The organism is Azoarcus sp. L1K30, from assembly GCF_018122735.1.
Classification (GTDB): Bacteria; Pseudomonadota; Gammaproteobacteria; order Burkholderiales; family Rhodocyclaceae; genus Parazoarcus.
Genome location: NZ_JAGRRD010000001.1, coordinates 3,339,689 through 3,364,588, shown reverse-complemented (window position 1 = coordinate 3,364,588; position 24,900 = coordinate 3,339,689). Strand labels below are relative to the sequence as shown.

Annotated in this window: 20 protein-coding genes; 19 read left to right on the top strand and 1 reads right to left on the bottom strand. The window is 62.6% G+C overall.

Features of this window, described 5'->3' with window-relative positions:
• The first annotated feature begins 266 nt into the window (after nt 1–266).
• The 6 genes from J5J83_RS15480 (at nt 267) to J5J83_RS15455 (ending at nt 6,539) form a co-directional block, all read left to right on the top strand.
• On the top strand, nt 267–818 hold the full coding sequence (locus J5J83_RS15480) for a TlpA disulfide reductase family protein (protein WP_349251902.1): 552 nt from the start codon (nt 267–269) through the stop codon (nt 816–818).
• Between the two features lie 13 nt (nt 819–831).
• Nucleotides 832–1,944 carry a transglutaminase domain-containing protein gene (locus tag J5J83_RS15475; protein WP_212350648.1) on the top strand — a complete coding sequence of 371 codons (1,113 nt, stop codon included), beginning with the start codon at nt 832–834 and terminating at the stop codon, nt 1,942–1,944.
• Between the two features lie 107 nt (nt 1,945–2,051).
• On the top strand, nt 2,052–2,930 hold the full coding sequence (locus tag J5J83_RS15470; protein ID WP_212350646.1) for a cache domain-containing protein: 879 nt from the start codon (nt 2,052–2,054) through the stop codon (nt 2,928–2,930).
• 51 nt (nt 2,931–2,981) lie between these two features.
• Nucleotides 2,982–3,482, top strand: coding sequence for a thiol peroxidase (gene tpx, locus J5J83_RS15465; RefSeq protein ID WP_212350644.1), 501 nt, complete (start codon nt 2,982–2,984; stop codon nt 3,480–3,482).
• Between the two features lie 218 nt (nt 3,483–3,700).
• The gene (locus tag J5J83_RS15460; RefSeq protein ID WP_212350642.1) at nt 3,701–4,885 is read left to right on the top strand and encodes a glycoside hydrolase family 2 TIM barrel-domain containing protein; all 1,185 of its coding nucleotides are present in this window, start codon (nt 3,701–3,703) and stop codon (nt 4,883–4,885) included.
• A 202-nt stretch (nt 4,886–5,087) separates the two neighbouring features.
• Nucleotides 5,088–6,539, top strand: coding sequence for an esterase-like activity of phytase family protein (locus J5J83_RS15455; protein ID WP_212350640.1), 1,452 nt, complete (start codon nt 5,088–5,090; stop codon nt 6,537–6,539).
• Nucleotides 6,540–6,650: 111 nt separating this feature from the next.
• Here J5J83_RS15455 and J5J83_RS15450 read toward each other — a convergent pair whose 3' ends face one another.
• A complete protein-coding gene (locus J5J83_RS15450; protein ID WP_212350638.1) occupies nt 6,651–7,430 on the bottom strand; it encodes a glucose 1-dehydrogenase in 780 nt (259 codons plus the stop codon).
• Nucleotides 7,431–7,804: 374 nt separating this feature from the next.
• Between J5J83_RS15450 and J5J83_RS15445 the strand changes: the two genes are divergently transcribed.
• The 13 genes from J5J83_RS15445 to J5J83_RS15385 all read left to right on the top strand — a co-directional run bounded on the left by J5J83_RS15445 (nt 7,805) and on the right by J5J83_RS15385 (nt 24,882).
• Entirely contained in the window at nt 7,805–8,452 is a 648-nt protein-coding gene (locus tag J5J83_RS15445) for a TetR family transcriptional regulator (RefSeq protein ID WP_212350636.1), read from the top strand.
• A 54-nt stretch (nt 8,453–8,506) separates the two neighbouring features.
• Nucleotides 8,507–10,537 (top strand): hydantoinase/oxoprolinase family protein, encoded by a 2,031-nt coding sequence (locus J5J83_RS15440; RefSeq protein ID WP_212350634.1) that lies wholly within the window; start codon nt 8,507–8,509, stop codon nt 10,535–10,537.
• Complete coding sequence (locus J5J83_RS15435; RefSeq protein WP_212350632.1) at nt 10,534–10,866, top strand: acetone carboxylase subunit gamma; 333 nt, start codon at nt 10,534–10,536, stop codon at nt 10,864–10,866. The genes J5J83_RS15440 and J5J83_RS15435 overlap by 4 nt, the downstream gene beginning before the upstream one ends.
• A gap of 11 nt (nt 10,867–10,877) precedes the next feature.
• On the top strand, nt 10,878–11,681 hold the full coding sequence (locus J5J83_RS15430) for a hypothetical protein (RefSeq protein ID WP_212350630.1): 804 nt from the start codon (nt 10,878–10,880) through the stop codon (nt 11,679–11,681).
• A gap of 38 nt (nt 11,682–11,719) precedes the next feature.
• Entirely contained in the window at nt 11,720–13,858 is a 2,139-nt protein-coding gene (locus J5J83_RS15425) for a hydantoinase/oxoprolinase family protein (protein WP_212350628.1), read from the top strand.
• 57 nt (nt 13,859–13,915) lie between these two features.
• Nucleotides 13,916–15,991: a hydantoinase B/oxoprolinase family protein gene (locus tag J5J83_RS15420; RefSeq protein ID WP_212350626.1), complete on the top strand. Its 2,076-nt coding sequence runs from the start codon at nt 13,916–13,918 to the stop codon at nt 15,989–15,991.
• Nucleotides 15,992–16,002: 11 nt separating this feature from the next.
• On the top strand, nt 16,003–17,616 hold the full coding sequence (locus J5J83_RS15415) for an AMP-binding protein (RefSeq protein WP_212350624.1): 1,614 nt from the start codon (nt 16,003–16,005) through the stop codon (nt 17,614–17,616).
• Nucleotides 17,613–18,068, top strand: a complete 456-nt coding sequence (locus J5J83_RS15410) for an OB-fold domain-containing protein (protein WP_212350622.1) — start codon at nt 17,613–17,615, stop codon at nt 18,066–18,068. Before J5J83_RS15415 ends, J5J83_RS15410 begins: the two co-directional genes overlap by 4 nt.
• Complete coding sequence (locus J5J83_RS15405) at nt 18,065–19,213, top strand: thiolase family protein (protein ID WP_212350621.1); 1,149 nt, start codon at nt 18,065–18,067, stop codon at nt 19,211–19,213. The genes J5J83_RS15410 and J5J83_RS15405 overlap by 4 nt, the downstream gene beginning before the upstream one ends.
• A 35-nt stretch (nt 19,214–19,248) precedes the next feature.
• Entirely contained in the window at nt 19,249–19,719 is a 471-nt protein-coding gene (paaI, locus tag J5J83_RS15400; protein WP_349251901.1) for a hydroxyphenylacetyl-CoA thioesterase PaaI, read from the top strand.
• A 122-nt stretch (nt 19,720–19,841) separates the two neighbouring features.
• Nucleotides 19,842–20,939, top strand: a complete 1,098-nt coding sequence (locus tag J5J83_RS15395; protein WP_212350619.1) for a YCF48-related protein — start codon at nt 19,842–19,844, stop codon at nt 20,937–20,939.
• Nucleotides 20,936–23,320, top strand: coding sequence for an efflux RND transporter permease subunit (locus tag J5J83_RS15390; RefSeq protein ID WP_212350617.1), 2,385 nt, complete (start codon nt 20,936–20,938; stop codon nt 23,318–23,320). The genes J5J83_RS15395 and J5J83_RS15390 overlap by 4 nt, the downstream gene beginning before the upstream one ends.
• A gap of 47 nt (nt 23,321–23,367) precedes the next feature.
• Nucleotides 23,368–24,882: a DUF1302 family protein gene (locus tag J5J83_RS15385; RefSeq protein ID WP_212350615.1), complete on the top strand. Its 1,515-nt coding sequence runs from the start codon at nt 23,368–23,370 to the stop codon at nt 24,880–24,882.
• Nucleotides 24,883–24,900: the final 18 nt, after the last annotated feature.

Genomic DNA, 24,900 nt, shown 5'->3' with positions numbered 1-24,900 from the left:
TCCCTGCCCCGTCTGCCGTCCAATCTCCTAGAATGAAGCCTGGACGACGGGTTCGTCCGCAAACGGCGGTCTGTGCACTGCCATCCCATCGTCGGCCCCCGGGTCGACACACAAGGTACCGGCGGCTTCCCGCACCGGTGCAGAAAGCGAAAAATCGGGAGCGACAATATGGTCCTTTCACTGGTCGCCCATAGCGGGCGTGTCCGCGCTCGCGCCGCGCCTGGCGCCAAGCCTTCCATCGTCTTTGCGGCAGCGCGTCGAAAGGCGTGCCCCACCACAGCGGTGCGGGAACGGTCGCGGTGATTCTCGGGCTCCACATGCGACGGGTGGTCCTGCTGGCCGGTGCCATCCTCGCACTGCCCGCGGGGGCGTTGGCCGAGGGCTTCGAGCCGGTCGGGCAACTGGCTCCGCCGCCCGCCGCCCTGAGCGCCGCACTCGAGAAATTCCGTGGCAAGGCGGTTCTGGTCAATTTCTGGGCGAGCTGGTGCGGACCCTGCCGCGACGAGATGCCGGCGCTGGTTGAACTCGACGAGCGCGAGCCGGGCATCGCCTTGCTGACGGTGGCCGTGGCCGACCGTGCTGCCGACACACACCGTTTCCTAGACGATTACCTGATGGAAAACCTGACCGTGATCGCCGATCCGGACCAGGCGATTTCCCGCCAATGGGGCGTTCGCACCATTCCCACCACCTTCGTGCTCGACGCTGATCACCGCCCACGCGCCTATGTGCGTGGCGAGGCCGACTGGCGCAGCGCTGCCGTTCGTGCCCGTGTTTTCGAGGCTGCCGGCATGAGACACCAAACCATTCCGAACTGAGAGGATAGACACAATGAACCGTCGCAACTTCTTCAAGACCACTGCCCTTGCCGCATCGCTGGCCGTTCCCGCTTGGGCCGCACGGGCGGGCGTGCCCGCATCCGTCTTTGCGCCTTCGCCCGAGGCCGGCTGGCGTACCTTCGAACTGACCAGCCGCGTCGAACCGCAACAGGCTGGCGGGGTTCTGCGTGCCTGGGTGCCGCTGCCCTCTGTTGATGCAGCCGCGTGGTTTCGCCCCATGGGCAATATCTGGCAGGGTAATGCCAGCGTAATGCGGGTGGCGACCGACCCGGTTTATGGCGCCTCCATGCTGTACGCGGAATGGGCGGCGGACACTGTCGACCCCGTGCTCGAAGTCGTCAGCCGTTTCGCCACCCGCGACCGTGCCATCGACTTCAGCCGCCCGGCAGCCAATCCGGTCAAGCTGGCAGATGCCGAGTTCGAGCTCTATACGCGTCCGACCGCACTGCTGCCGACCGACGGTATCGTGCGCGATACCGCGCTCGAGATTACGCGCAGCGCTAAGTCCGACGAGGACAAGGCGCGTGCGATCTACGAGTGGGTCGTGGACAACACCTTCCGCAATCCTAAGACCCGCGGCTGCGGTATCGGCGACATTCGCACCATGCTTGAAACCCGCGATCTGTCGGGCAAGTGCGCCGATCTCAATACCCTGTATGTCGGCCTGGCGCGCGCGGCCGGACTGCCGTCACGCGATGTCTACGGCGTACGGGTGGCCGACTCGCGTTTCGGTTACAAGAGCCTGGGCAAGAGCGGTGATGTGTCGAAGGCGCAGCACTGCCGCGCCGAGGTCTTTCTGTCGCGTTTTGGCTGGGTGCCGGTCGACCCTGCGGATGTGCGCAAGGTCGTGCTCGAAGAACCGCCCGGCAAGCTTGCGCTGGACGATGCCAAGGTGGTCGCGGCACGCAAACAGTTGTTCGGCGCGTGGGAAACCAACTGGCTGGCCTACAACTTCGGCCACGACGTCAAGTTGCCGGGCAGTGCCGGGCCGGTGCTGCCTTTCCTGATGTATCCGCAGGGCGAGAACGATGCGGGGCGTTTCGACAGCCTGGATCCTGCTGCTTTCAGGTACACCCTGACCTCGCGCGAGGTCCTTGCGGGCTGAGGGGCTGAGCACGCGCTGCACACGCAACTTGCCGCTGGTGGTGCTCGACATCGGCGGCAAACTTTCTTATCTTGTTGGTCGTGTGTTCAAAAAGTCAGGAGATGTCGATGTTCGTCCGTGCCCGAAAAGCCGTCGGTCTCGCGCTGGTGCTCGTATTGGGCGGCGCCGCAGCGGCCCCTGTATTTGCCCAGAAGACCGAGACCGTCAGACTGTCCGAGCGCTGGGATGAGAAGCGGGCCACCGCCTTGCTCGCGCGCGCGGTCAGGCATGTCGAAGCAGGGGGGCCGGATGCGCTGAGCGATTTCAGCCGCCAGGGTACCTTCGTCGACGGTGATCTGTATGTGTTCGCGCTCGCCTCGGATGGACGCTTTCTGGCGAGCGGGGGGTCTTCGGCGGCGCTGATCGGGCGCAATGTCGCTGCCGAAGTCGATGCAACGGGCAAGCCCTTCTTCCGCGAGATGCTCGACAAGGCAGCAACAGACCATGTCGGTCGGGTCGAATATCGCTGGCTCAATCCGGTAGAGAGCCGCGAGGAGCCGAAGGTGACGCTGTTCCGCAAGGTGCGCGACATCATCGTGGCGGTGGGTTTCTACTCGCCACGCGCGTCTGCCGAGCAGGCGCGGCAGCTGCTCGATCGGGCGGTGGAGGCACTGGCCGCGGACAGCGGTGGCGCAATGAACGAATTCCAGAACGTGGGCGGCAGATTCACCCGGGACGATCTGTATGTCTTCGTGGTGAATATGGCCGACGGCAGGTTTCTCTCACACGGCGCCAGTCCTGCACTGGTTGGGCGCGATGGGCGCGAACTGCGCGACCCCAAGGGCAAGGCGGTCATCAGCGACATGATCAATATTGCGCAGAAGAATGGTCGTGGCGAACTCGACTACGCCTGGCGCAATCCGACAACCGCCAAGGTGGAAAGCAAGCACACATTCTTCCGTGCCGTCGACGGCAAGCTGGTTGGTGTAGGCTATTACACCCGCTGACCTTCGCCGATACATGAGCGCGGCAGCCTTACCCTATTGGAGAATCTGAACATGAGTACAGTCACCCTGGGCGGAAACGCCATCGATGTTGCCGGCAGCTTTCCGCAGACTGGTGCGACGGCACCCGCTTTCAGCCTGACCGCGGCGGATCTCAAGGATGTCGGACTCGATGCCTTCGCCGGCAAGCGCAAGGTGCTCAACATCGTTCCCAGCCTGGATACGCCGACCTGCGCGACGTCGACGCGCAAGTTCAATGCCGAAGCCGGCAGTCTGGACAATACGGTGGTGCTGGTCGTGTCCGCCGACCTGCCCTTCGCTGCCAAGCGCTTCTGCGTCGCCGAAGGCCTCGATAATGTGCAAACGCTGTCGACCTTCCGCAACCCGGGCTTCGCCACCGACTACGGTGTTGCCATCACCTCGGGCCCGCTCGCCGGCGTGACGGCGCGCGCCGTGGTCGTGCTCGATGCCGACAACAAGGTGATCCATTCCGAACTGGTGTCCGAGATCAAGAACGAGCCGGACTATGCCGCCGCGCTGGCAGTGCTGAAGTAATCCTTGATTCCGGCTGCGGCATTGCCGTTACAGCCGGAGATGCCGATCAGGGCGTCAGCCGCAAGGACTGGCGCCTTTTTACATGCACCTGCGCCCGGGGTTTTTCGAACCTCGGATCGAAGCAGCTGTCCGAGAGCCAGACACCTCCGATCCAGGCTCTCATGCTGTACCTGCGCAACTTATCCGTTGGCTGCCGATACTTCACCGCACGCTTATTGATGTCGGCCGCGATTGCGATGCTCCCGGGCCTCGCGCATTCGGCGGCCGAACAATGGCAGGGTGCCGCGTTCGAGGGGGATCAGGCCGCGCTGGTGCAACTCGCCGCGGCCGGGGCGAAGGTCGTCCGTGTCTATCGCGAATCCGATGCATGGGTGCTGGACGAGGCGCAAAAGCTCGGCCTCAAGGTGGTGATGGGTCTGTGGGTCGGGCACCCGCGTCACGGTTTCCGGCTCGACAGCGAGGCGGCAAGGCGGGCACAGGAAGATGCTATCCGCAGGTTCGTGACGCGCTATCGCAGCCATCCTGCGCTCCTTGCGTGGGGCGTTGGCAACGAGGTCGAGACCGGCGAAGCCGACCCGCTACCGGTCTGGCGCGAAATCGACCGGCTGGCGGCGATGATCAAGTCGATCGACCCCGATCACGCGACAATGATGGTCGTCGGCGATACCAGCCTCGAGCGCCTGAAGCTGCTCGCGGACTGCTGTGCCCATGTCGATCTGCTCGGCATCAACGTCTACGCCGGTGCAGTGTTCGATCTCGCTCAACGCCTGCGCAGTGCGGGCATTGCCAAACCGGTGGTTGTCGCCGAGCTCGGTCCGCTGGGGCAGTGGCAGGCCGGGCGCAAACCCTGGGGTGCGCCGGTAGAACTGAGCAGTCGGGAGAAGGCGGCGTTCTTTCGGGACGCGCTGGCCAGCCTGCGCGGACAGCCGCAGGTGCGCGGCGTATTTCCTTTTCTGTGGGGGGCCAAGCAGGAACAGACCGAAACCTGGCACGGTCTGTTGCTTGCCGACGGCAGCCTGACCGAAATGACCGATGCGCTTGCACTGGCCTGGGGACGACCGGTCGAGCATCCTGCGCCGACGATTCTCGGCATCGGCATCTCGGCAGACGTGTTTGTACCCGGTCAGATGGTGTCGGCCGGGGTCGATGCGCGCACCGCAGATGGCGAACGCGTGCGTACGGAGTGGAAGGTGCTGGCCGAAGCCACCGACCTGCGTCTCGGCGGCGACAACGAAGCCGTTCCCCCGCGCATCGACGTCGCGATGCTCGCCTCGGACAGTGGACAGTTCCGCTTCCTTGCACCCAAACAGCCCGGTGCCTACCGCCTGTTCATCACCGTCCGGGATGCGCGAGGCAAGGCCGCCACGGCCAATCTGCCCTTTCTGGTGCGTGCCGGCCGCTAGTGTGCTTCCGAACGCCGCTTGAGTCATGAGCTGGCTGTGTGAGCCGTCCTCCATTGAGGGACGGCGCTCATCGTCGGCCGCAATTGCCGAGGCGCGCGCCACGACTGTGCCGTATCGGCTTTGGTAGCGACGATGGTCGCGCCCTCCCCTCGCGACCGTCATCTTCCCGCCATCTGATCGAAATACCCCGCGCATAGACTTCATGGCTGTTTCCAAATATTTCTGCGAATACCCAGCCATGAAACTCAATCTGTCGTTTGCCCTGTCACCCCTCGTTCTCAGTCTCGTGCTGAGCGGCTGTGTTGGCGGTTCGGATTCCGATGCGTTCAAGTATCCAGGCCTCGAGGGGACCATGCTTCCTTACTCACTGCTCATGACCGTGGGCAATGCCGAGGCAACCCAGATCCGCCAGGGCGGATTCGGTTCGGCGATGGCGGGACATCCCGACAAGGACGGCTACTTCTACGCGCTGACCGATCGCGGCCCCAACGCCGATACCGCAGCCGGCGTCGTGCCGGCAGGGAAGATCTTCGTCACCCCGGACTACACGCCTCGCATCGGCCTGTTCAGACTGGACAGCAAGGGTGAAGTGAAACTCGTGCGCAGTATTCTCCTCAAGGACCCTGCAGGGCGGCCGATTACCGGTTTGCCCAACAGCAGCTTCGGTTCGACGGGTGAAACGCCCTATGCGCTCGATGGGAGCGTGGTGTCGCTTGATCCGGACGGCGACGGCATTGCCGGCTATGACGAAAGCGGTCTCGATCCGGAGGGTCTGGTCGCCATGGCCGACGGCAGCTTCTGGGTGAGCGACGAATATGGTCCGCACATGGTGCATTTTGCCGCCGACGGCAAGGAGATCGAACGTATCAACGCGTTCGCGGCCGATCCGCGCAACAGGACCGGTCGTGTGCTGCCGGCCGAACTGAGCACGCGCTGGCCCAATCGTGGCATGGAAGGGCTCGCGATCACGCCCGACGGCAAGACCCTGGTCGGCGTGATGCAGTCCAACCTGTACAACCCGAGCAAGGCGGCCGTGGGCAGCATCAACCTCACCCGCATCGTGACCATCAATATCGAGACCGGTGCGACCGCCCAGTACCTGTATCGGCAGGATGCCGCCGGACTGGCGAATTCGGAGATCGTCGCCCTGACGGCGACCAGTTTCCTGATGGTCGAACGCGATACCAAGTTCTTCGGGATCGATACCGGGGCGATTCGCAAGAATGTCTACAAAGTTGATCTGACTGGCGCGACGAATGTCGATCGCAGCAATACGACGCTGGTGGCCGCCAATGCCGCGTTTGGCGTCAGCGCGACGAACGGACTGGAGATCGACGGCAAGACGCTCGAAGAGGTGATCAAGAACGCGGGCAGCGATGGCAACTTCGCCGCGGGCTGGGCGGAACTGGCAAGCTACAGCATTCAGCCGGCCACGAAATCGCTTGTCTACGACGCGATTGCCGCGCAGCACTATCCGCACGACAAGATGGAAGGCCTGTGGGTGATCGATTCCACCCATCTGGGCATCATCAACGACGACGACTTTGCCATCGCGCCCGATGGCAGCGGCGGTGTCGAGCAGAAGAAGCTGTTCGACGGCAGCGTGGATCGGAACATGCTTTATGTGGTCGATCTGCCCACGCCGTTGTACTGAGTTGAATACCGACTCGGCGATCATATCCGGATGCTTGCCCGGCGTTGGATTTGCGCCGGGTGGGCCTGCCGGGGGCCGGGGGACGTGAGCCCGGCCCCCATTCTTCCTCGGTCAGATTGCCGTGAAGCCGCCGTCGATGACCAAGCTTGAGCCGGTAACGAAGCTGGAGTCGTCACTGGCCAGGTAGAGGATCCCTTGCGCGATATCGTCGGGTTGGCCAATGCGTCCGATCGGATGGAGGCCGGTGAACATGGCGATAGCCTCCTCGTCACTGCCCGCACCGGTGGCGAGTCGTGCCATTTCCACCCCGGCTTTCGTCTCTACCAGCCCTGGATGAACCGAGTTGACGCGAATGCCGTAGCCCTTCTGGCCACAGTAAACTCCGGCTGATTTCGACAGCAGGTTGATTCCGGCCTTGGCAGCGCAGTAGGCGGCAAGGTTGGGCGAACCGACGAAGGCGGCAACCGAACTCACGTTAACAATACTGCCGCCGCCTGTCTCTTTCATCCAGCGGATTGCCGCCTGGGTGCCGATGAAGGTGGCGTCGAGGTTGATGCTCATGATCCGTCGCCATTCGGCCAGGGTCACAGTCTCGATGTCATTGTAGGTGCCCCCTCCGGCATTGTTGATGAGGATGTCGAGGCGGCCGTGCGCATGGCGGAGCGCATCCAGTACCGAATTCCAGTCCTCGGGCTTCGAGGCGTCGTGATGCATGTAGCGCGCGCGGCCGTTGTTGGCACAGATGGCCGCTGCCGTTGCTTCGCCATTTCTGTCATCGATGTCGGTGAGCAGAACGATAGCGCCCTCGCGGGCGAACAGTTCTGCCGTGGCGCGGCCCAGGCCGTTGGCGGCGCCGGTGACGAGTGCAATCTTGTCTTGTACGCGACCCATTTGTTGTCTCCTTTGTGTGGTTTGAGGCGGGTGAACTTGCCGAACGTATCTCGATGAGGATTTTTAGAGAACGATCGTTCGATACATTCACAATAATCAAGCAGAATCGTGCCGTCAATGCATTCATGGATGCTGCTTTGCACCATGATGATGTTCGAAGATTGCCCTGATATCAGCGCGAATTTCCGGTTGACATTGATCGTTTGGCGGCCAACAATGCGTACCAGAACGATCGTTCGATAGATTATTGGTCAATATGGCAGTTACAGGTGCGCCACTTACTGCTGGCCCTTGGGAAAGATGGTAAAAGGATCACGGCGTGTATCGAACGAACGATCGATAACAATCAGACCATTCAACGAGGAAGAAGCGGCATGCTGGACACCAATACCAATGAGGCTGTGCCTGACAATGCTCAGGAAGGCGCCGGACGGGAGCGCACCGGATTGCGTGAGGAATTGCTGCAGACCGCAGTCGATCTGTTCGCAACGAGAGGATTCAAGGGTACGTCGATCAGGGATATCGCAAAGACGCTCGGCGTCAGCGTGTCGGTGATCTATCACTACTTCGGAAACAAGGAGGGCTTGTGGTCGGCGATTCTCGACTATTCGGTCAAGGGTTTGCCGGCGCGACTCGAAGCCGCGCTTGGTGGCGGTGGACACGCCCTCGAGCGATTCCGGCGGGTGCTGCGCGCGCATCTCGCAGCGTCGGCGCTCTACCAGAAGGAATCGAAGATCTTTCTCATCGACTACGACCGCATGTCGGCTGCGGGCGATCAGACAAGCAAGGCCATCCAGAAGCGCGTGCTCGATGCCTATGTCGGCATCCTTGAAGAACTGCGTACCGAAGGTCTGGTGAAGAGCGCTCAGACCAAGATACTGGCCTTCAACGTGCTGGGTGTCGTCAACTGGTACCTGCGCTGGTACCGCCCCGACGGACCGCTCGCACCGGATGAAGTGTACGAGGAGATCGTGGCGTTCGTGCTGTACGGGGTGATCGGTACCCCGCCAGGGCAGAGCTGATCCACGGTCCGACAAAAAAGACAAACAGCAGACCGAACACAATGGAGGAGACAAATGGGCTTTACCGTCGACATTGATACCGGCGGGACTTTCACCGATGGCTTCGTCACGCATGGCGACGCTTTTCGCACGGTGAAGACACCGACGACACCGCACGATCTCACGATGTGCTTCATGGAGTGCATCAGGGAGTCCGCACGCGCGTTCGACCTGCCTGTGCGCGAATTCCTGTTCGAGACGGACATCATCCGTTTCTCCAATACCATCGGTACCAACTCGATCATCCAGCGCGATGGCGCCAAGATCGGGCTGATCGTCACCGCGGGCATGGAGGGGCTGGCGCCGTCTGCGGACGTCGAAGGCAAGACGCCACTGGTCGCCGCCGATATGGTGGCCGGTGTGGATGAGGCCATGGATGGCGCAGGTCATGTACGGCGTGCCCCGCAGTTGCTCCAGTTGCTCGAGGCTGCTCAGACCTTGATCGATCGTGGCGCACGTTGTCTGGTGGTGGCGCTCGAGCATGCCGATATCAATCCGGCCAACGAGCGTGCTATTCGCGACGCGATCAAACGTGAATATCCACGCGACTACCTTGGTTCCGTACCGGTTTTCCTCAGTGCCGACATCGTCCAGCGTAGCGGCTACCGTGAGCGTATCAACACGGCAGTGCTCAACGCATACATTCACGGCAAGCTCACCCGACTGCTGTACAAGGCCGGCGAGGATCTGCGTCGTCTGGACTATCGCGGTCAGTTGCTGATCGGTCACAACAATGGCGCGGTTGCCCGTGTGGCCAAGACACGCGCGATCAATACCTACAATTCAGGTCCGGCAGCGGGTTTGTTGGGGGTGCGCGAGATCGGTGCGATGTACGGTGCCGGGTGCGTGTTCTCGGGTGACATGGGCGGTACCTCGTTCGACATCGGCTGTGTGCGGGAGGGGGAACCAGGCTATGCCTTGCGCCCCGACATCGAGGGTTTCGACTGCAATCTGCCAATGCTCGAGATCCGGGCGCTGGGCGCAGGGGGTGGTTCGATCGCCAGTGTCGTGGAAGGCGTGCTCCGGGTCGGTCCGCAATCGGCTGGTGCGTTACCGGGGCCGGTGTGTTTCGGCCTCGGCGGCAAGCTGCCGACGGTGACCGATGCCAATCTCGTGCTTGGCTGGCTCGATCCCGACTATTTCCTCGGTGGTGCCCGCCGTCTCGATGTCGACAAGGCCCGCGAGTCGATTGCCGAGCATGTTGCGGGCCCACTCGGTATATCCGTAGAGGAGGCCGCATGCCGGATCAGGCAGACGGTGGAAACCGATGTTGGCCGCGAGCTGGCGAGGATTCGTGATCAGATTGGTGTGCATCCCGATCCGTTGATGGTGATCTACGGCGGTGCCGGACCGCTTCACAGTTGCCAGATCGCACAGATTGCGGGCATCGATCGTCTGGTGATCACGCCGTTTTCGGCGGTGTTTTCGGCGTATTCGTCGTCATTGATGGATGTCGGCCACCTTTACTACCACCGCCTGGATCTCCCGCTCGATGCAGGGCATGACTATGCCGCGGTACGCGACATCGTGGCGGGGCTGAGTCGGCGAGGCAGTGCCGACATGCGTGGTGAGGGTTTCAGTGCAGAGGGTATTGCCTGGCAGCTCGAACTGATTGTCGAGGATGCCGCGGGTCGCGAAGCCCGTCTCACCGCAGCAGTCGATACCTTCGCCGCGCATGACAGCGTAGAGCGCCTCCGGGCCCGGGCAATCCGCCTGCTCGGCGTTGCCGGCGACGCGGAATTGACGCTCTCCACCCTCGGTCTGTTCGCGCGCTCGAGCGTGCCGCACTACCGGCAGCAAGCAGTTGCCGCAGCGACCGACGGGCTCGAAACGGCTTTGCGAACTCAGCGCCAGGTTTATCTCGGGGCGCGTGAAGGGCACCGAATGCTGCCCGTGTATGACAGAGCGCGGCTGGGCAACGGCCATGCGCTGACGGGTCCCGTCATCGTTGAGTCGGGTCAAACCACGATGGTGATTCCCGCAGGCTGGGCGTTGCGGGTGGATCAGTACGACAACGCGCTTATCGAGCGGAGCCGCCAACAATGAAAGTACGAATCACGGAATATCTTGATATCGAACTCGATACCGAACAGTGGCAGTGCAATCGCTGCAACCATGTACTGGGTCCGGCTGCAGAAGACTACAAACGTGGATGCCTGGTGGCAGAGATACCGATCACCGAGGCCCATCCGTCGATGACCGCCGGCGAGGCGTTTTCATTCGCGCCGGATCCCGACTATTGCCGACTGATCGAGTTTTACTGTCCGGATTGCGGCACGCTGATCGAAAACGAGTATCTGCCACCGGGGCATCCGCTGACCCACGACATCGAACTCGACATCGCCGCGCTCAAGGTGCGGCACGGCGTGGCCTGAGGGGACTCGAAATGAGCTTCTTCGCAACGCTGGTCAGTGGTGGCCAGCCGACCGGTCCCGGCTTCCTGCCCTTTCTCGAAGGCCTTGCGGCAGACATGGAAGGCGTGGCGGAATCCGCTCTTGCTGCTGATCCGACACGCTGGGCGAATGCCTTGCCGCGCGCCGCACGCCTGGTCGACGCTCAGGCGATCCTGATTGGCGCGGCGGATGGCGTACAGCAGGGGCTTGCCGATGCGCTTCGTGGCGGCGCCGACGATACCGCTGCCGCGCTGATCGACACGCTGGAACGTCTGGCCGAAACACAGCGCGGCGGGTGCGACCTCGCGGTGTTGATGCCTGGGCCGATTGCACTCCTGGACGGCGGGGACCGTGCGGCCCTCGATGCGCTCAAAGTGCGTCTGGTCGCGTTCATGGAGAAGCTCTGCGCCAGTCGCCCTGCGCTTGTACTGGTCAATGAGCACGACGCTACCGCGCTGGCTGGCGCGGACGCCAAGCGCCTGTTCGGCACACTCAAGAACGTGGCCGATTACTACGGTGTGGCGCTGGGCATGCGGTTCTCCGGCACGGACACGCTGGCGGCGATCGCCGCGCGTAGCAGTTTGCGCCTCGATCATCTGCTGCTCGCGGGCGCAGTGACCGATGCGGGTGTTTGTCTGGAGGCTGCGGCCGCTGCCGGATGGCGCAGCCTGGGGATGTCGGCAGCACCGTCAACAGTCGCTGAGGCGATACAGGGAGGCCCTGTGCTGTGGTTTGCCAGTGCTGCTCAGACCCGTGATATCGAGGCACTCAAGGCAGCGGGCGCCACTGCTGCCTAGCGTCTTCCGCAAAGAAAAAACCAATAGGAGACATGAACATGGGATTCAACGTCGGGATCGACATCGGCGGTACATTCACCGACTTCTGTTCGATCGGTGCGGATGGTCAGGCAGTGGTCTACAAGACGCCGACCACCCACTATGACTTGTCGGTGGGCTTCATGAGGGGAATCAAGGAGCTGGCCCGGCGCAGTGGTCTGGGCGGACACGACTACCTGTCGCGGGTCGAGGCGTTGCGCTATTCGACCACCGTCGGCACCAATGCGCTCATTGAACGCAATGGTCCCAAGCTCGGCCTGATCACGACTGCGGGATTCGAGGACACGATCTTCATCGGGCGCTCACGTAGCTGGGCCGATGGCATTCCGGTGCATCAGGCCCGCGATCTGGCCAGAATCCGCAAACCGGCGCCCTTGATCGATCCGGAGATGGTGGTCGGCGTACGCGAGCGCATCGATTGCCGTGGCGGCGTGGTCACCCCGCTCTCGCGTGAGGATGTGCTGGAGAAGCTGCAGCAACTGGTCGACCGTGGCGCAATGGGCTTCGTCGTCAGCCTGATGTGGTCCTTCGTCAATCCCGAGCATGAACGCCTGATCAAGCAGATCATCGAGGAGGAATATCCCGAGGACTACCTTGGGGCGATGCCGGTCACGCTGTCGAGCGAAATCTCGCCAAAGTCCGGTGAATACACCCGGACCATGACCACCGTGGTGAACGCGTACATCCACGGCATCATGGCCGATAACCTCAACAGGCTCGGCAACGAGTTGCGCGATGGCGGCTACCAACGTCCCTTGATCCTGGTCCACAACACTGGTGGGACAAAGAAAGTATCGCGAACCAAGGCTGTATTGACGCATAACGCCGGCCCGGTGGCAGGCATGTACGGGTCGGCTGAAGTCGGTCGCCTGATTGGCACCGACAATGTCGTGTTTACCGACATGGGTGGGACGTCGTTCGATATCGGCGTCATCAGCGGGGGCGAACTTCGAGCGCATGACTTCATCCCCGTGATCGATCGCTGGCGTACCAATATTCCTGCGATCGAGGTCAAGTCGATCGGCGCCGGGGGCGGGTCGATCGCCTGGGTCAACGAGTTGATGGGCAAGGCGCTCGAAGTCGGTCCGCAGTCGGCGGGCTCAATGCCTGGCCCCGCCTGTTATGACAAGGGCGGGGTCGAGCCGACGGTGACCGATGCCGACTTGGTGCTCGGTTACCTGAATCCGGACAACTACCTCGGTGGCGAGATGTACCTCGATGCCGACCTGGCGTGCGATGCGATCGAAACCCGTATTGCCGTTCCGCTGGGCATCACCGTACTGGAGGCCGCGCACCGCATCCGTCGCCTGGTTGACGCCCGCATGGGCCAGGAGGTGTTCAACGAAGTTGCGCTGAAGGGTCATGACCCGCGCAAGTTCACTGTATTCGCTTGCGGCGGCGCGGGTGCTGCGCATGCCTGCGGATTTGCACCTTACATCGGCTCCCGCAGGGTAGTCGTGCCGGCCGTGGCATCCGTGTTCGGGGCCTTCGGCGCTTCCACCATGGAAATTCGTCAGGTGTGGGACGTGTCGCGTACGCTCAAGCTGTTTCGCTGGAACGAGCAAGCGTGGCTGGCAGATCTCGAATCGTTCAATCAGGTGGTTCGCGAACTGCGCGACCAGGCGGTACGCGACCTGCGTCTCGAGGGTTTTCCCGAGGAGCGCATCCAGTTCCGGCTTGAGCTGGATATGCGCTACGGCAGCCAGTACAACGTGACCAAGGTCGAGGTGCCTCACCTGGTCCTGCAGACCGAGGAAGACGTGCGTGATCTGTGCGATCGCTTCACCAGTCGCTACTCCGAAATCTATTCGCCCGAAGCTGCATTTCCGGTGGGTGGAATCAACGTCGAGTGCTTTTATCTGACGGCATCGGTGCACCAACCCAGAGCCCCCTTCCATCAACTCGCAAATGGCAGCGAAGACGCGTCGGCCGCGCGCAGTGGCGTTCGCCCGGCCTGCTTCGATCCCGCGGTCGGTCTGGTCGACACCGTCGTCTATGACTGGACTCGCCTGTCCCCGGGCAACCGGATCGATGGCCCCGCCCTGATCGAGGCACCGGAAACGACTTACGTCATCGAGCCTGGCTGGTGTTACCGGATGGACCCATGGAAGAACGGTGTGCTCGAGTACGCCGCCTGACAGGCCGTCGCACCGCATCCGACACTGCATCGAACCAGAAGAGAATCAGGAGGAGACATGAACGCACGCGCGAACTTCCGTTATGGGCGCGATTTCGAGGTGGTGCAACGATTGCGCCCCGAACCGGAGACTGCCCGCGAGGTGGCGGCCCAGCAGGGAATCGACGACCTCGAGTTCGAGATCTTCCAGCACAAGGCAGGCATGATTGCCCTGGAAGGAAAGGAAACCACCATGCGCCTTGGCGCGTCGACGGCGATGCGCTGGGGGGACGTGGCCTTCGGCATCTACACAGCCCAGGGCGATCTCGCGATCTGTGCCACTGGCATCTACCATCATGCCGTGCTGTCACAGATTCCGATCAAGTACATCGTCAAACACTGGAAGGACGATCCATCGGTGGGACTGAAGGAGGGCGACTCCTTCTTCTACAACGATCCATTTTATGGCGGGGTGCATAACGCCGACATGGGGCTCGCGATTCCCGTATTCGCCGACGGCGAACTGGTCTGCTTCATCGGTGCCGCCGTGCATACCGGCGAATGTGGCGGTTCCGAACCGGGCGGCATGGTCAACGGCGCGCGTTCGCGCTACGACGAAGGCTTGCTGGTGACGCCCATCAAGATCGGCGAGGATTTCGTGCTCAAGGAGGATATCCTGGGCATGCTCGCCAACATGACCCGCGACCCACGCACCATGCTGCTCGACATCAAGGCTCGGCTCGCAGCGTCGCGGATTGCCGAACGCCGGGTGAAGGAGATCATCACCGAAAAGGGCAGCGACTTCTTCGTTGGCTCTTTGCGCCGCGTGTTGCGGATTACCGGCGAGGCGGCACGGCGCAAGGTGTCGCGTCTCAACGACGGCATCTACCGTCAGCCCCGTTTCATGGATACGACTGGACCGGAAGATGCGTTGCTCAAGATCAACCTCGCGGTGGAGAAGCGTGGAGACCGGATCAAGCTGATTCTGCGGGGATCTTCGCCGGCAATTTCCGACCGCCCGATCAACAGCTATTTCCAGGGCATTATCGGGTTGGCGATGGTGTATTTCTGCGGTTGGTTCTTCCACGATCTTCCGGCCAACAATGGCCTGCTTGACGCGATCGAGTGGGAGTTTGACGACAATACGCTGGTCAGCGCCGGTGGTGATCTCCCGGTTTCCTATGCGCCTGCCACCCAGGTGGCATTTACCCAGGGCATGTTCATGTGTGGCGCACGCATGACCTACGCGATCGAGCCGTTGCGTGCGGTGGGGTGCTGGTATTCGGGTTTTGCCGTTACGCCTTATGGCGGACTCAACCAGTGGGGCGACCCGGTGGCCGACATCACCCCTGAGATCAATGCCACCGGCGGTGGTGGCTGCCCCGATGGTGACGGGGTCGACGCGGCGGGCGCCTTCTTCGCCACCATGAGTGACTGCGGCGACGTCGAAGCGACCGAAGCCGACCGGCCCTTCCTCTACCTGTTCCGCAACTTCTTCAACAACTCCTATGGCCATGGCAAGTTCCGTGGTGGTGCCGGTGTGGGTTTTGGCGCGATGGTGCATGGGACGCCGGGTCTGGCCGTCGGGGGCATGGGTTTCGGCACCCGATTCCCGGCAACACCGGGGATTTTCGGCGGGCGCGCAGCACCGACCATATTCGTCCAGGTCGTTGCCAACGGCAATATGCGACAGTTGCTTGCCGATGGTGCCGAGTTGCCACACGACATGGGGGCGCTGTATGGGCAGGACCGCGTGGAAGCGGGCGAGCGTCGGCTGCAGCATGTCAGCTTCGCGCCTCAGCCTCTGGCTGAGGGCGACACGATCTATGTACCGGTATCCGGTGGCGCCGGGTATGGCGACGTGCTCGAGCGCGACCCCGCGCTGGTCATCGCCGATCTTCGGCGCAAGCTGGTGACGCCGTGGGCGGCGCGTAATGTCTATCGCGTCGCCTACGATGCCGATACCTTGCGGCTCGATGCAGAGGCGACGAGGGCTCTGCGCACGGATGCTCGCCATGTTCGCAAGGCGAGGGCAAAGCCTTACGCCGATTTCGTCCGTGAATGGTCCGCCAAGTGTCCGCCTGCGGCGGTACTGCGCTGGTACGGGCGGTGGCCCGATCCGGGTGCGGGATCCGTGGCGGCCGCGACGGCATGAGGGGCGTCGAGATGGAGACGATCGATCTGCGCGACCCCGCAAAGCGTACGCTGCACGGACTGCTGGAGTGGCGTGCCTGTCGTATGCCGGAACGTCCATGGTTCTGGTATCGCGGTAGCGAATTTACCTACGGTCAGCTCGATGCGGAGGCAAACCGCGTGGCGACCGGCCTGTCTGCGCAAGGGGTCGGCAAGGGGGTCAAGGTGGCCGTCATGCTGGCCAATCGCCCTGAGTTCCTCGCGGTGTGGTTTGGTCTGTCGAAGCTGGGGGCAGTCGAGGTGCCGGTGAATACCGCTCATCGCGGTTATCTGCTGTCCTATCTGATCGATCAGGCCGACTGCGATGTGCTTGTCGTCGAGGCAGCTTTTGCTGATCGGATAAGCGATATTGCCGCGCGTCCGGAAACACTGTCCCGCCTGCACACGGTCATTGTGCTCGACATGGAGGACGGGCACTTTGCGCTTGAAGGCCGCAAGGTACTGCCGTGGGCGAGGCTGGTCGACAACGATGGCGTATTCGAGCGTCCCGAGGTGCGTTGGAGCGATCCGATGGGGATCCAGTTCACCTCGGGTACGACCGGCCCATCCAAGGGGGCGGTACTCCCTCAGAACTATGCGGTACAGACCGCGGAAAGCGTGTGCGCGATTGCCGGCTACACCGAGGCCGACTGCCTGTACAACGCACTGCCCCTGTTCCATGGCAATGCAAAGTTCCTGTCGGCGGTGCCTGCGTTGCTGTCGGGTGCGCGCATGGTGCTGGCCGAACGCTTCTCCGCCAGCGTGTTCTGGGATGAGGTGAAGCGTTACGGCTGCACCGAGTTCAACTACATCGGGAGCATTCTGGCCATCCTGCTCAAGGCCGAGCCTCGCGCGGACGATATCGACAATTCGCTGCGCCTGCTGTTTGGAGCCGGGGCGACCCCCGAGGTCCACGAGGCCTTCGAGCGCCGCTTTGGCGTTCGTCTCCTCGAAGGCTATGGCATGAGCGAGATCGGTCTGGCCCTGGTCAGCCGCCTCGACGATACGCGTCCAGGCAGTTGCGGCAAGCCGCATCCCGACTGTGAAGTGCTGCTGGTCGACGACGACGGTCTGCCGGTTGGCGACGAGGTGCCGGGCGAACTGCTGGTGAGGCCGAAGCGGCCGTGGTCGACACTGCTCGGGTACTACCGGATGCCGGAAAAGACGGTCGAGGCGTGGCAGGATCTGTGGTTTCACACCGGCGATACGCTGGTGCGGGACGGCGATGGGTTCTACCGTTTCGTGGATCGCAAGAAGGACGCGATCCGGCGTCGCGGGGAGAACATCAGTTCGTTCGAGGTCGAACGTCTGGTGGTCACTCATCCCGAGGTGCTGGAGGCGGCAGCGGTGCCGGTGTCGTCGGAGTTGGGTGAGGACGAGGTGCTGGTGTGCATCGTGCGCAAGGTTGGCAGTGTGCTGACCGAAGCCGAACTGGTGGCGCACTGCGAAGGCCTGATGGCCCGCTTCATGGTGCCGCGCTACGTTCGCTTCGTTGACGCCTTACCCAAGACGCCAACCGAGAAGGTGCAGAAGTTCCGTTTGCGGGAAGAAGGCGTTACGGCCGATACGTGGGATCGGGAAAACCAGCAGATGGCGTGTGCATCATGACCGGGACCATGTGCGGGGATGTTACCGAGCCGGCAGAGCTGGTGCCGGGTTTGGTCGAACGAGTGAATGGGCGTGGGCCGTACGCGCTTGTCGGCAGTCGTTGTCCGGACTGTGGCGCTACAGTATTTCCAAGTGTCGTGCGCTGCCCCTATTGTCAGGGCCAGCCTCTGCGGCAGGGCGTGGGTGCCGCAGGCAGTCTATACACCTACACCGTGGTCCGTACGCGGGCGCCGTTTGGATTGCCCGAGCCCTATGCGGTCGGCTATGTCGATCTGGACGGATCGGGGTTGCGGGTCTTCGGACTGATCGACCCGGCGATGGCTGACGAACTGACGGTCGGACAGCGTGTTGAGGTCGGCCTGATGAGGCTTGGTGTGGATGGGCAGGGCCGTCCCTGTCTGCGACCTGTTTTTCGCTCCGAACACCCGACGGCATCGGAGGTCGGGAGATGAGCGGCGAAGTTTATATTGCCGGCATTGGGAGCACGGCTTTTGGTCGGCAGCCCGATGTCAGCCTGCTCGAGCTGGCTGCAGAAGCGGGTCGTAGGGCGTTGGCGGATGCCGGCATCAAGCCGGCCGATGTCGGGATCGGGTTTTTCGCCAACGCCCTTGCAGGCAAGCTCTTCGGTGATCTCACCATCGGGCAGAACGTCTTTGCCGCGCTGGGCATGTCACGCCTGCCGATTGCGAACGTGGAGAACGCCTGCACGTCGGGGTCGACAGCGTTCTACCTTGCCTGCCTGGCCGTGCGTGCGGGCGAGGTGGACTGTGCGATGGTGATCGGGGCAGAGAAGATGTGCGTGCCTCAACTCGGGCTGCTCAGCTCCGGCGACAGCGAACTCGATACCCTGCTCGGACTGGTGACCCCCGCCAGCTTTGCCATGCGGGCGCGTCGGCACATGGCTGAGTTCGGCACGACGGTTGAGCAACTGGCCCAGGTTTCGGTCAAGAACCGCAGTCATGGCGTGCTCAATGCGCTCGCCCAGTTCCGCAGCGAGGTATCCCTGGGCGAAGTGCTGGCCTCGCCGATGATCGCAGATCCGCTGACGCGTTTTCAGTCTTGTCCGATCGCGGATGGCGCCTCGGCGCTGATCGTCTGTTCGGAATCGATGGCGCGGCGGCTGGGTGCCCGGATCACGGTACGTGCGGCCACCTTGTCGACCGGCAACTACGACAATCCGCAGGATATGGTGCGTTGGCGCACGGACCGCGAAGGCGTGGAGAAGGCCTACGAGATCGCTGGCGTCGGGCCGGCGGATCTCGACGTGATCGAATGCCACGACGCTTTCACGATCGCCGAAATATTGCACTACGAAGCGCTGGGTCTGTGTCCTGTGGGTGAAGGCGGCCGCCTGGTGGCAGAGGGTGTGACTGCGCTCGGCGGCAGCAAGCCGGTGAATGTTTCGGGTGGACTGCTTGCGCGGGGACATCCGGTGGGCGCGACCGGCGTCGAGCAGATCGTCGAGCTCACCCGCCAGCTGAGAGGCAATGCCGGCGCGCGCCAGGTACACGGTGCCAGGCTCGGCTTGGCGCACTGCATGGGCGGCGATCGTGCCGCTGATACCAAATCGATGACGGTCGCAGTGCTTGCTGCCTGAGCCACACCGCGACCTCATCAACAGGGAGACACACAGTGAAACTGGACGATACCCCGCTGGACCGAACCGCCGTGGCCTGCGAAGTCGGCAGTGCGATGTATGCCCGCGATCGGGTCGCGCAGCGCCTCGGCATGGCACTTGAAACGGTCAGGCCCGGCTATGCCGCGATCGCCATGAGTGTGAGTGAGGACATGATCAACGGTCACGGCATCTGCCATGGCGGCTACCTTTTTGCGCTGGCGGACACGGCATGTGCCTATGCCTGCAATTCCTACAACGTGAATACCCTCTCGCAGGCGGTGAACATCGTTTTCATGGCACCCGCGCAATGCAGTGACAGGCTGGTGGCCGAGGCAACCGAGAGCAACCACGCCGGCCGCACGAGTACCTACGACATCAAGGTGTTCAACGGCGAACGGAAAGTCATCGCTGTTGCCCAGGGCCAATGCCGCAGCCTGCGGGGCAAGCTGGTGGATGGTTTGCCTTCGCTGCGGGAGCCGTCCTGAACGCATGACTGCACCGCGCCATCCTCGCCCGTAAGGGGCAGCCAGGGAGCGGGCGGGACCGCAGCCATTGACCCCGGAACGGGGCCAAGAGCATGGGCGCATTCAGAGAGGAGATTTCAACCATGGCTAGAACGAACGATCGATATGAATACCTGCATTGTTTGCCTGCAAGCGGGAGTGGTGGTAGCGCACTGGTCGTGCCGATGAATCGCGCCGCCTCCCCATCACGCTCACTTGGCCGCGTCGCGGCTGCGCTCGTACCTGCGCTGGTCATCGCAGCGCTGCTCTATGCCGGCTTGTTCATCAAGCCCTCGCCAACGGGTCAGGCGGTACCGACGCCGCCGATCGAGCGTCGCGACGCATTCTTCGGGCTCGATCTTCCCGCACCCGGTGTGATCTGGGCAGCCGGAAGCCGTGGAAAGATCGTTCGTAGCGACGACGGTGGCAAGACGTGGACGGTGCAACCGACGCCGACGGTCGAGCATTTGCAGGATCTCGCTGCGTGGAACGGCCGCCAGGCAGTGGTCGTTGGCAATCAGGGGGTGGTGTTGCGTACTGACGACGGGGGACTGCACTGGTCCGTCGTGCCGGCTCCGCGTTCCGAAATTGCGAACAAGCTGCTGCGCGTGGTCGCGCTGCAAAGAGGGCGAGCGCTTGCTGTGGGTGAGATGGGTGCGTTACTCGAAAGCGAGGACTTTGGCCGTAGTTGGCGTCGCCTCGTTGCCGAGCGCGATGTCGGGTTCAATGCGGTCGCCCTTGCCGGCGATACGCTTTGGGTTGCAGGCGAGGCCGGCACTTTGATGCGGTCGAATGACGGGGGCAAGGTCTGGCACACGGCGAATGTCCCTGTCAGCGCGAGCCTCACCGGCGTCGCGTTCCGCGATGCCTTGCACGGCGCGGTCGTCGGACTGGAGGGTACGGTGTTGATCACCGATGACGGCGGAATGAGCTGGATCGACCATTCCGTTAAGGCGGCTGGGCACCTCTATGACATCGCCGTCGATGGTGATGGCTGGCGCGCAGTGGGCATGAGGGATGTGCTGCTGAGGGGAGTGCCCGATGGCAGCAAGTGGGCCATCGAACGCGCGACCGGCCGTTCGCTGGCGTGGCACTCGAAGCTCGTCGAGGGTGGGGGACGTTGGCTATACGCTGGTCCGGGCCTCTCGCTGGTGGCCCAGACCGCCCATGCCATGGCGCCGCGATCAGGAGGTGGATCATGAGGGACGAGACTTTTCGCAGGCTCGGTGCCTTCGTTGCGCTCTGCATCCGCCAACGGGTACGGGTTCTCTTCATTCTTGGTCTGTTGACTGCCGTGTTCGCGGTGCTTGCATCAGGAGTTCCGGTACGAACGGAGTTTTCCGATCTATTGCCGGCGGATCACCCCTATGTGCAGGTCAATGATCGTTACAAGGGCGGCTTCGGCAGTTCGAACATGGTGTCGATCATGCTCGAGGTCGAGGACGGCGACATTTTTCGCCCCGAGGTTCTGAAGACGCTTCACGTCCTTACCCGCGATCTGCAGAAGGTCGATGGGGTCGATCCGTTCCAGATCGTGTCCCTGGCCTCGAAGAAGCTCAAGGAGGTACGAACTTCTACGGAGGGCATCGAGATCCGTCCGCTGATGTGGCCCGACGTCCCGGCTGACGAGGCCGGCATTGCCGCCTTGAAGCTGGCTGTCCTGAACAACCCGATGGCCTACGGGCCCTATGTTTCCGCAGACCTCAAAGCCGCGCTGGTCACGGTGGACTTCTATGATCACCTGCTCGACTACCATGCTGTCTTCGAGCAGATTTGTGCGCTGGTCAGGCAGGCCGAAGGTCCCGGCATCGCGCTGAGTGTCGTTGGGGAGCCGATGCTGTATGGATGGGTGGACCACTATCTGCCTGAGACCCTGCACATCTTTCTGATGACGCTGGGTGCGCTGGTCGCGCTGCTGTTCCTGATCACCCGCAGCTGGCGCGGTACCCTGTTGCCGCTGACGGCGGGCGCGGTGAGCGCGGTATGGGCGCTGGGCTGTGCTCGACTGATCGGCTATCACTTCGATCCACTCGTCATCGTCGTCGCTTTCCTGATCACCGCGCGCGCCATTTCGCATTCGGTGCAGCTGGTGACCCGCTTCGACGACGAGATTGCCCGTCATCCCGACCGCGTCGATGCCGCGGTGGCGGCGCGAACCGCCATGCTGGCGCTGTTCAAGCCCGGCATGCTCGGCGTCGTCGCCGACGCCGGCTGCATGATCGTCGTCATCCTGACCCCGATTCCGCTGTTGCAGAAAGTGGCCGTCATCGGAACCGTATGGGTAGCGACGATCGCCGTCAGTGCGGTGGTGTTGACGCCGGTGTTGCTGTCCTACGTCCGGCGTGCGGATGCGGTGGCTCATCCAGTTGACGTCTCGCCGATGCTTGCCAGGGGCCTGGACCGCTGTGTCCGTCTCGCCGCTGCACCGAGGGTACGTCGCGCCGTACTGGCGTCTTCGGCGGTGGTCTTTGCCGCGTCACTCGGATATGCGTTCAGTATCAAGGTCGGCGACGCGAACCCGGGTTCGCCGATCCTGTGGGGTGACTCGGAGTACAACCGCGACGCCGCACGGATCAATGATCGCTTTCCGGGTGCGGACCGGATGTTCGTGGTCGCTGCCACGGGCCGTCAGGACGGCCTCAAGAATCCACTGGTACTGCAAAACATGGCGGGGCTTCAGCGATTCATGGAGGCGCAGCCGGACGTGGGGGGCACGATATCACTCGCGGACATCGTGCCGACGGTCAAGCGAACCTTGCGTGAGGGCAGCCCGCGTTACGAGGAGTTTGGCGCCACGCCGGAAGAGAATGGCGAGTTGCTTTACCTCTTTACATCAGGGGCTGACCCCGGCGATCTCGAGCGCTATGCCGACAATGGCTTCGCCGATGGCGCCGTGACCCTGTTTTTCCGCGACCACCAGGGCGAGACGATCCGCACCGCCGTGGCCCGGGTCAAGGAATATGCCGCTGCGCATCCCTTGCCCGGCGGTGGCGAATATTTGTTGGCGGGCGGCCTGGTTGGCGTGCTGGCTGCGGTCAACGAAGTCATCCTCGCTGGCCAGATCGAGAGTATCGCCCTGGCGCTTCTGGTGCTGGTGGTGTGTTGCACCGTGACCTACCGCTCGACCGTGGCTGGCATGTTCTTCATGGTGCCCGTCGTCATCTCCAACACGCTCACCTTCAGCTATATGGCGTGGAAGGGAATCGGGATGAACATCAATACCTTGCCGATTGCGGCACTCGGTATCGGTCTTGGCGTGGACTACGCCTTCTACATTGTTGACGGTATTCGCGAGGAACTGCACAAGCATCGGGACCTCGATCGCGCCATTGCCCAATCGCTCCGCAGTGCCGGAAAGGGTGTGCTGATCACGGCACTGACGCTCACCGCCAGCGTGATTCTGTGGGCGGCTTCGTCGCTGCGCTTTCAGGCGGAGATGGGCCTGCTAATGGCCCTTTGGCTGGGGATCTCCGCCTGCTGCGCGCTCTTCGTCATGCCGGCCATGGTGCGCATGTTCCGTCCGCGATTCATCGTCGGCGACATTTCCGATCCAGTGTCGCAGCAGGTACCCGCGATGGCCTGAAGCGCGATGGAGAGCGCAGTAGATCCAAAAACCAAGGAGGAGACAAGGTGAACAATAAGAGAGTGCATTACCGCCCACGCCGTCGCATGGCCCTGATGGCGCTGTTGATGGCCGCCGGGCTCGTCCATGCCGAGGAGAACAGCTTCCATCTCGGCGGATATGTCCGCATGGGGGCGTCCTTCAATCTTCAGGATGCACCGGAAACCCCCGCCAACGATTCCGGCAAGCTGTCGATGCTTCGGGGTACGCTGCTGCTCGACGCGGATGCCGAGGTCGGTCCCTTGCGCATCAAAGGGGTTGCTCGCGGGGTGCGCGAGCACCAGACCGGCTATCTCAAGGATCTGGAGAAGCGCGTTGAGACCACCACGCCGGGCGGGCCCGGCTCGGACATGATGGACTACCTCTATAACGAGGGCGAGATCCGCGAACTGCATGTCGAATTCGAGCCAACCGACCGCATCCAGGTCAGACTCGGAAAACAGCAGGTCGTCTGGGGCGAGACCGATTTCTTCCGCGCGATGGATGTCGTGCACGGATTCGACTACCGCTGGCGTGCCTTCCTCGAGCCCGAGAACGAGGAACTTCGCAAACCCCTGATTCTGGCCAACATGACGGTCCAGGTGCCGGAAGTTCATGGCGCTTTGCAGCTCTTGTTCCGTCCGGGCTGGGATCGCAAGGAGGATATCGGCAACACGGTAGATCTCGCTGGCGGGCGCTGGCGACCGCAGCCCTACCGGGGCTCGGACACGCTTTCGGCGACTCACTATGATGCCCGCCATCCGTCGGGTGATGTACGTGACAAGACCTGGGGAGTGCGCTGGTCCGGACGCGGGGGTGCAGTCAATTACTCCTTTGCCTACCTGAAGACATTCAATCCCGACCCGGTCCTGAACTCATCCTTTGTTCCCTACAAGAAGACTCCGACGGGGATCCTGGGCGACTGGATCCACCCGCAGAACGATGTCTATGGCGCGACGGTGTCGGGCTACCTGCAAGCCATCGATGCGGTGCTGAGTACCGAGCTGGTCTATACGAAGGGTTCGGCCTTCAACATCGGCAGTCAGAGCATGTTGCCGGGTGTACTTCCCGAGGGGCTCGGTGGGATCGTGCGGCGGAATACCTTCACTTCGATGTTCCGCATGGACAAGAACCTCGACTTGCGCAACGTCATCGGCACGAGCAAGCAGTCGATGTTCTCGGTGCAGTTCTTCAACACCCGCATTCTCGATTTCGACAAGGCCGACGACATCGTCATGAATGTCGGTTATGCCACGCTCAAGAAGCGGGATTCAGCCCTGCTCACCGCCTTGCTCGGCATGAGTTTCGATGGCGACCGCATCAACCCGCAGTTGGCAGGCGGTTGGGACGTCAGCTATGGCGGCGGGTTCGTGATTCCGAGTGTCGATGTGGTGATTGGGGATGCCTGGCGGCTGAAGGTCGAAGCCGATCTCTTCTTTGGCGGTAAGCCTCGTCGCCCAGGCGATCTCGACAGCGCGACCAGCACCATGGGCTATTTCCGTGACAACAACCAACTCTACGTGCGCCTGACACGGCAGTTCTGATTCTGCATCGAACCTAGG

Excerpts from the sequence above, each read along its gene's own strand:
- J5J83_RS15475 (WP_212350648.1), top strand. The coding sequence starts at position 832 with ATGAACCGTCGCAACTTCTTCAAGACCACTGCCCTTGCCGCATCGCTG.
- J5J83_RS15470 (WP_212350646.1), top strand. The coding sequence starts at position 2,052 with ATGTTCGTCCGTGCCCGAAAAGCCGTCGGTCTCGCGCTGGTGCTCGTA.
- tpx (WP_212350644.1), top strand. The coding sequence starts at position 2,982 with ATGAGTACAGTCACCCTGGGCGGAAACGCCATCGATGTTGCCGGCAGC.
- J5J83_RS15460 (WP_212350642.1), top strand. The coding sequence starts at position 3,701 with ATGTCGGCCGCGATTGCGATGCTCCCGGGCCTCGCGCATTCGGCGGCC.
- J5J83_RS15455 (WP_212350640.1), top strand. The coding sequence starts at position 5,088 with ATGGCTGTTTCCAAATATTTCTGCGAATACCCAGCCATGAAACTCAAT.
- J5J83_RS15450 (WP_212350638.1), bottom strand. The coding sequence starts at position 7,430 with ATGGGTCGCGTACAAGACAAGATTGCACTCGTCACCGGCGCCGCCAAC.
- J5J83_RS15445 (WP_212350636.1), top strand. The coding sequence starts at position 7,805 with ATGCTGGACACCAATACCAATGAGGCTGTGCCTGACAATGCTCAGGAA.
- J5J83_RS15440 (WP_212350634.1), top strand. The coding sequence starts at position 8,507 with ATGGGCTTTACCGTCGACATTGATACCGGCGGGACTTTCACCGATGGC.
- J5J83_RS15435 (WP_212350632.1), top strand. The coding sequence starts at position 10,534 with ATGAAAGTACGAATCACGGAATATCTTGATATCGAACTCGATACCGAA.
- J5J83_RS15430 (WP_212350630.1), top strand. The coding sequence starts at position 10,878 with ATGAGCTTCTTCGCAACGCTGGTCAGTGGTGGCCAGCCGACCGGTCCC.
- J5J83_RS15425 (WP_212350628.1), top strand. The coding sequence starts at position 11,720 with ATGGGATTCAACGTCGGGATCGACATCGGCGGTACATTCACCGACTTC.
- J5J83_RS15420 (WP_212350626.1), top strand. The coding sequence starts at position 13,916 with ATGAACGCACGCGCGAACTTCCGTTATGGGCGCGATTTCGAGGTGGTG.
- J5J83_RS15415 (WP_212350624.1), top strand. The coding sequence starts at position 16,003 with ATGGAGACGATCGATCTGCGCGACCCCGCAAAGCGTACGCTGCACGGA.
- J5J83_RS15410 (WP_212350622.1), top strand. The coding sequence starts at position 17,613 with ATGACCGGGACCATGTGCGGGGATGTTACCGAGCCGGCAGAGCTGGTG.
- J5J83_RS15405 (WP_212350621.1), top strand. The coding sequence starts at position 18,065 with ATGAGCGGCGAAGTTTATATTGCCGGCATTGGGAGCACGGCTTTTGGT.
- J5J83_RS15395 (WP_212350619.1), top strand. The coding sequence starts at position 19,842 with ATGGCTAGAACGAACGATCGATATGAATACCTGCATTGTTTGCCTGCA.
- J5J83_RS15390 (WP_212350617.1), top strand. The coding sequence starts at position 20,936 with ATGAGGGACGAGACTTTTCGCAGGCTCGGTGCCTTCGTTGCGCTCTGC.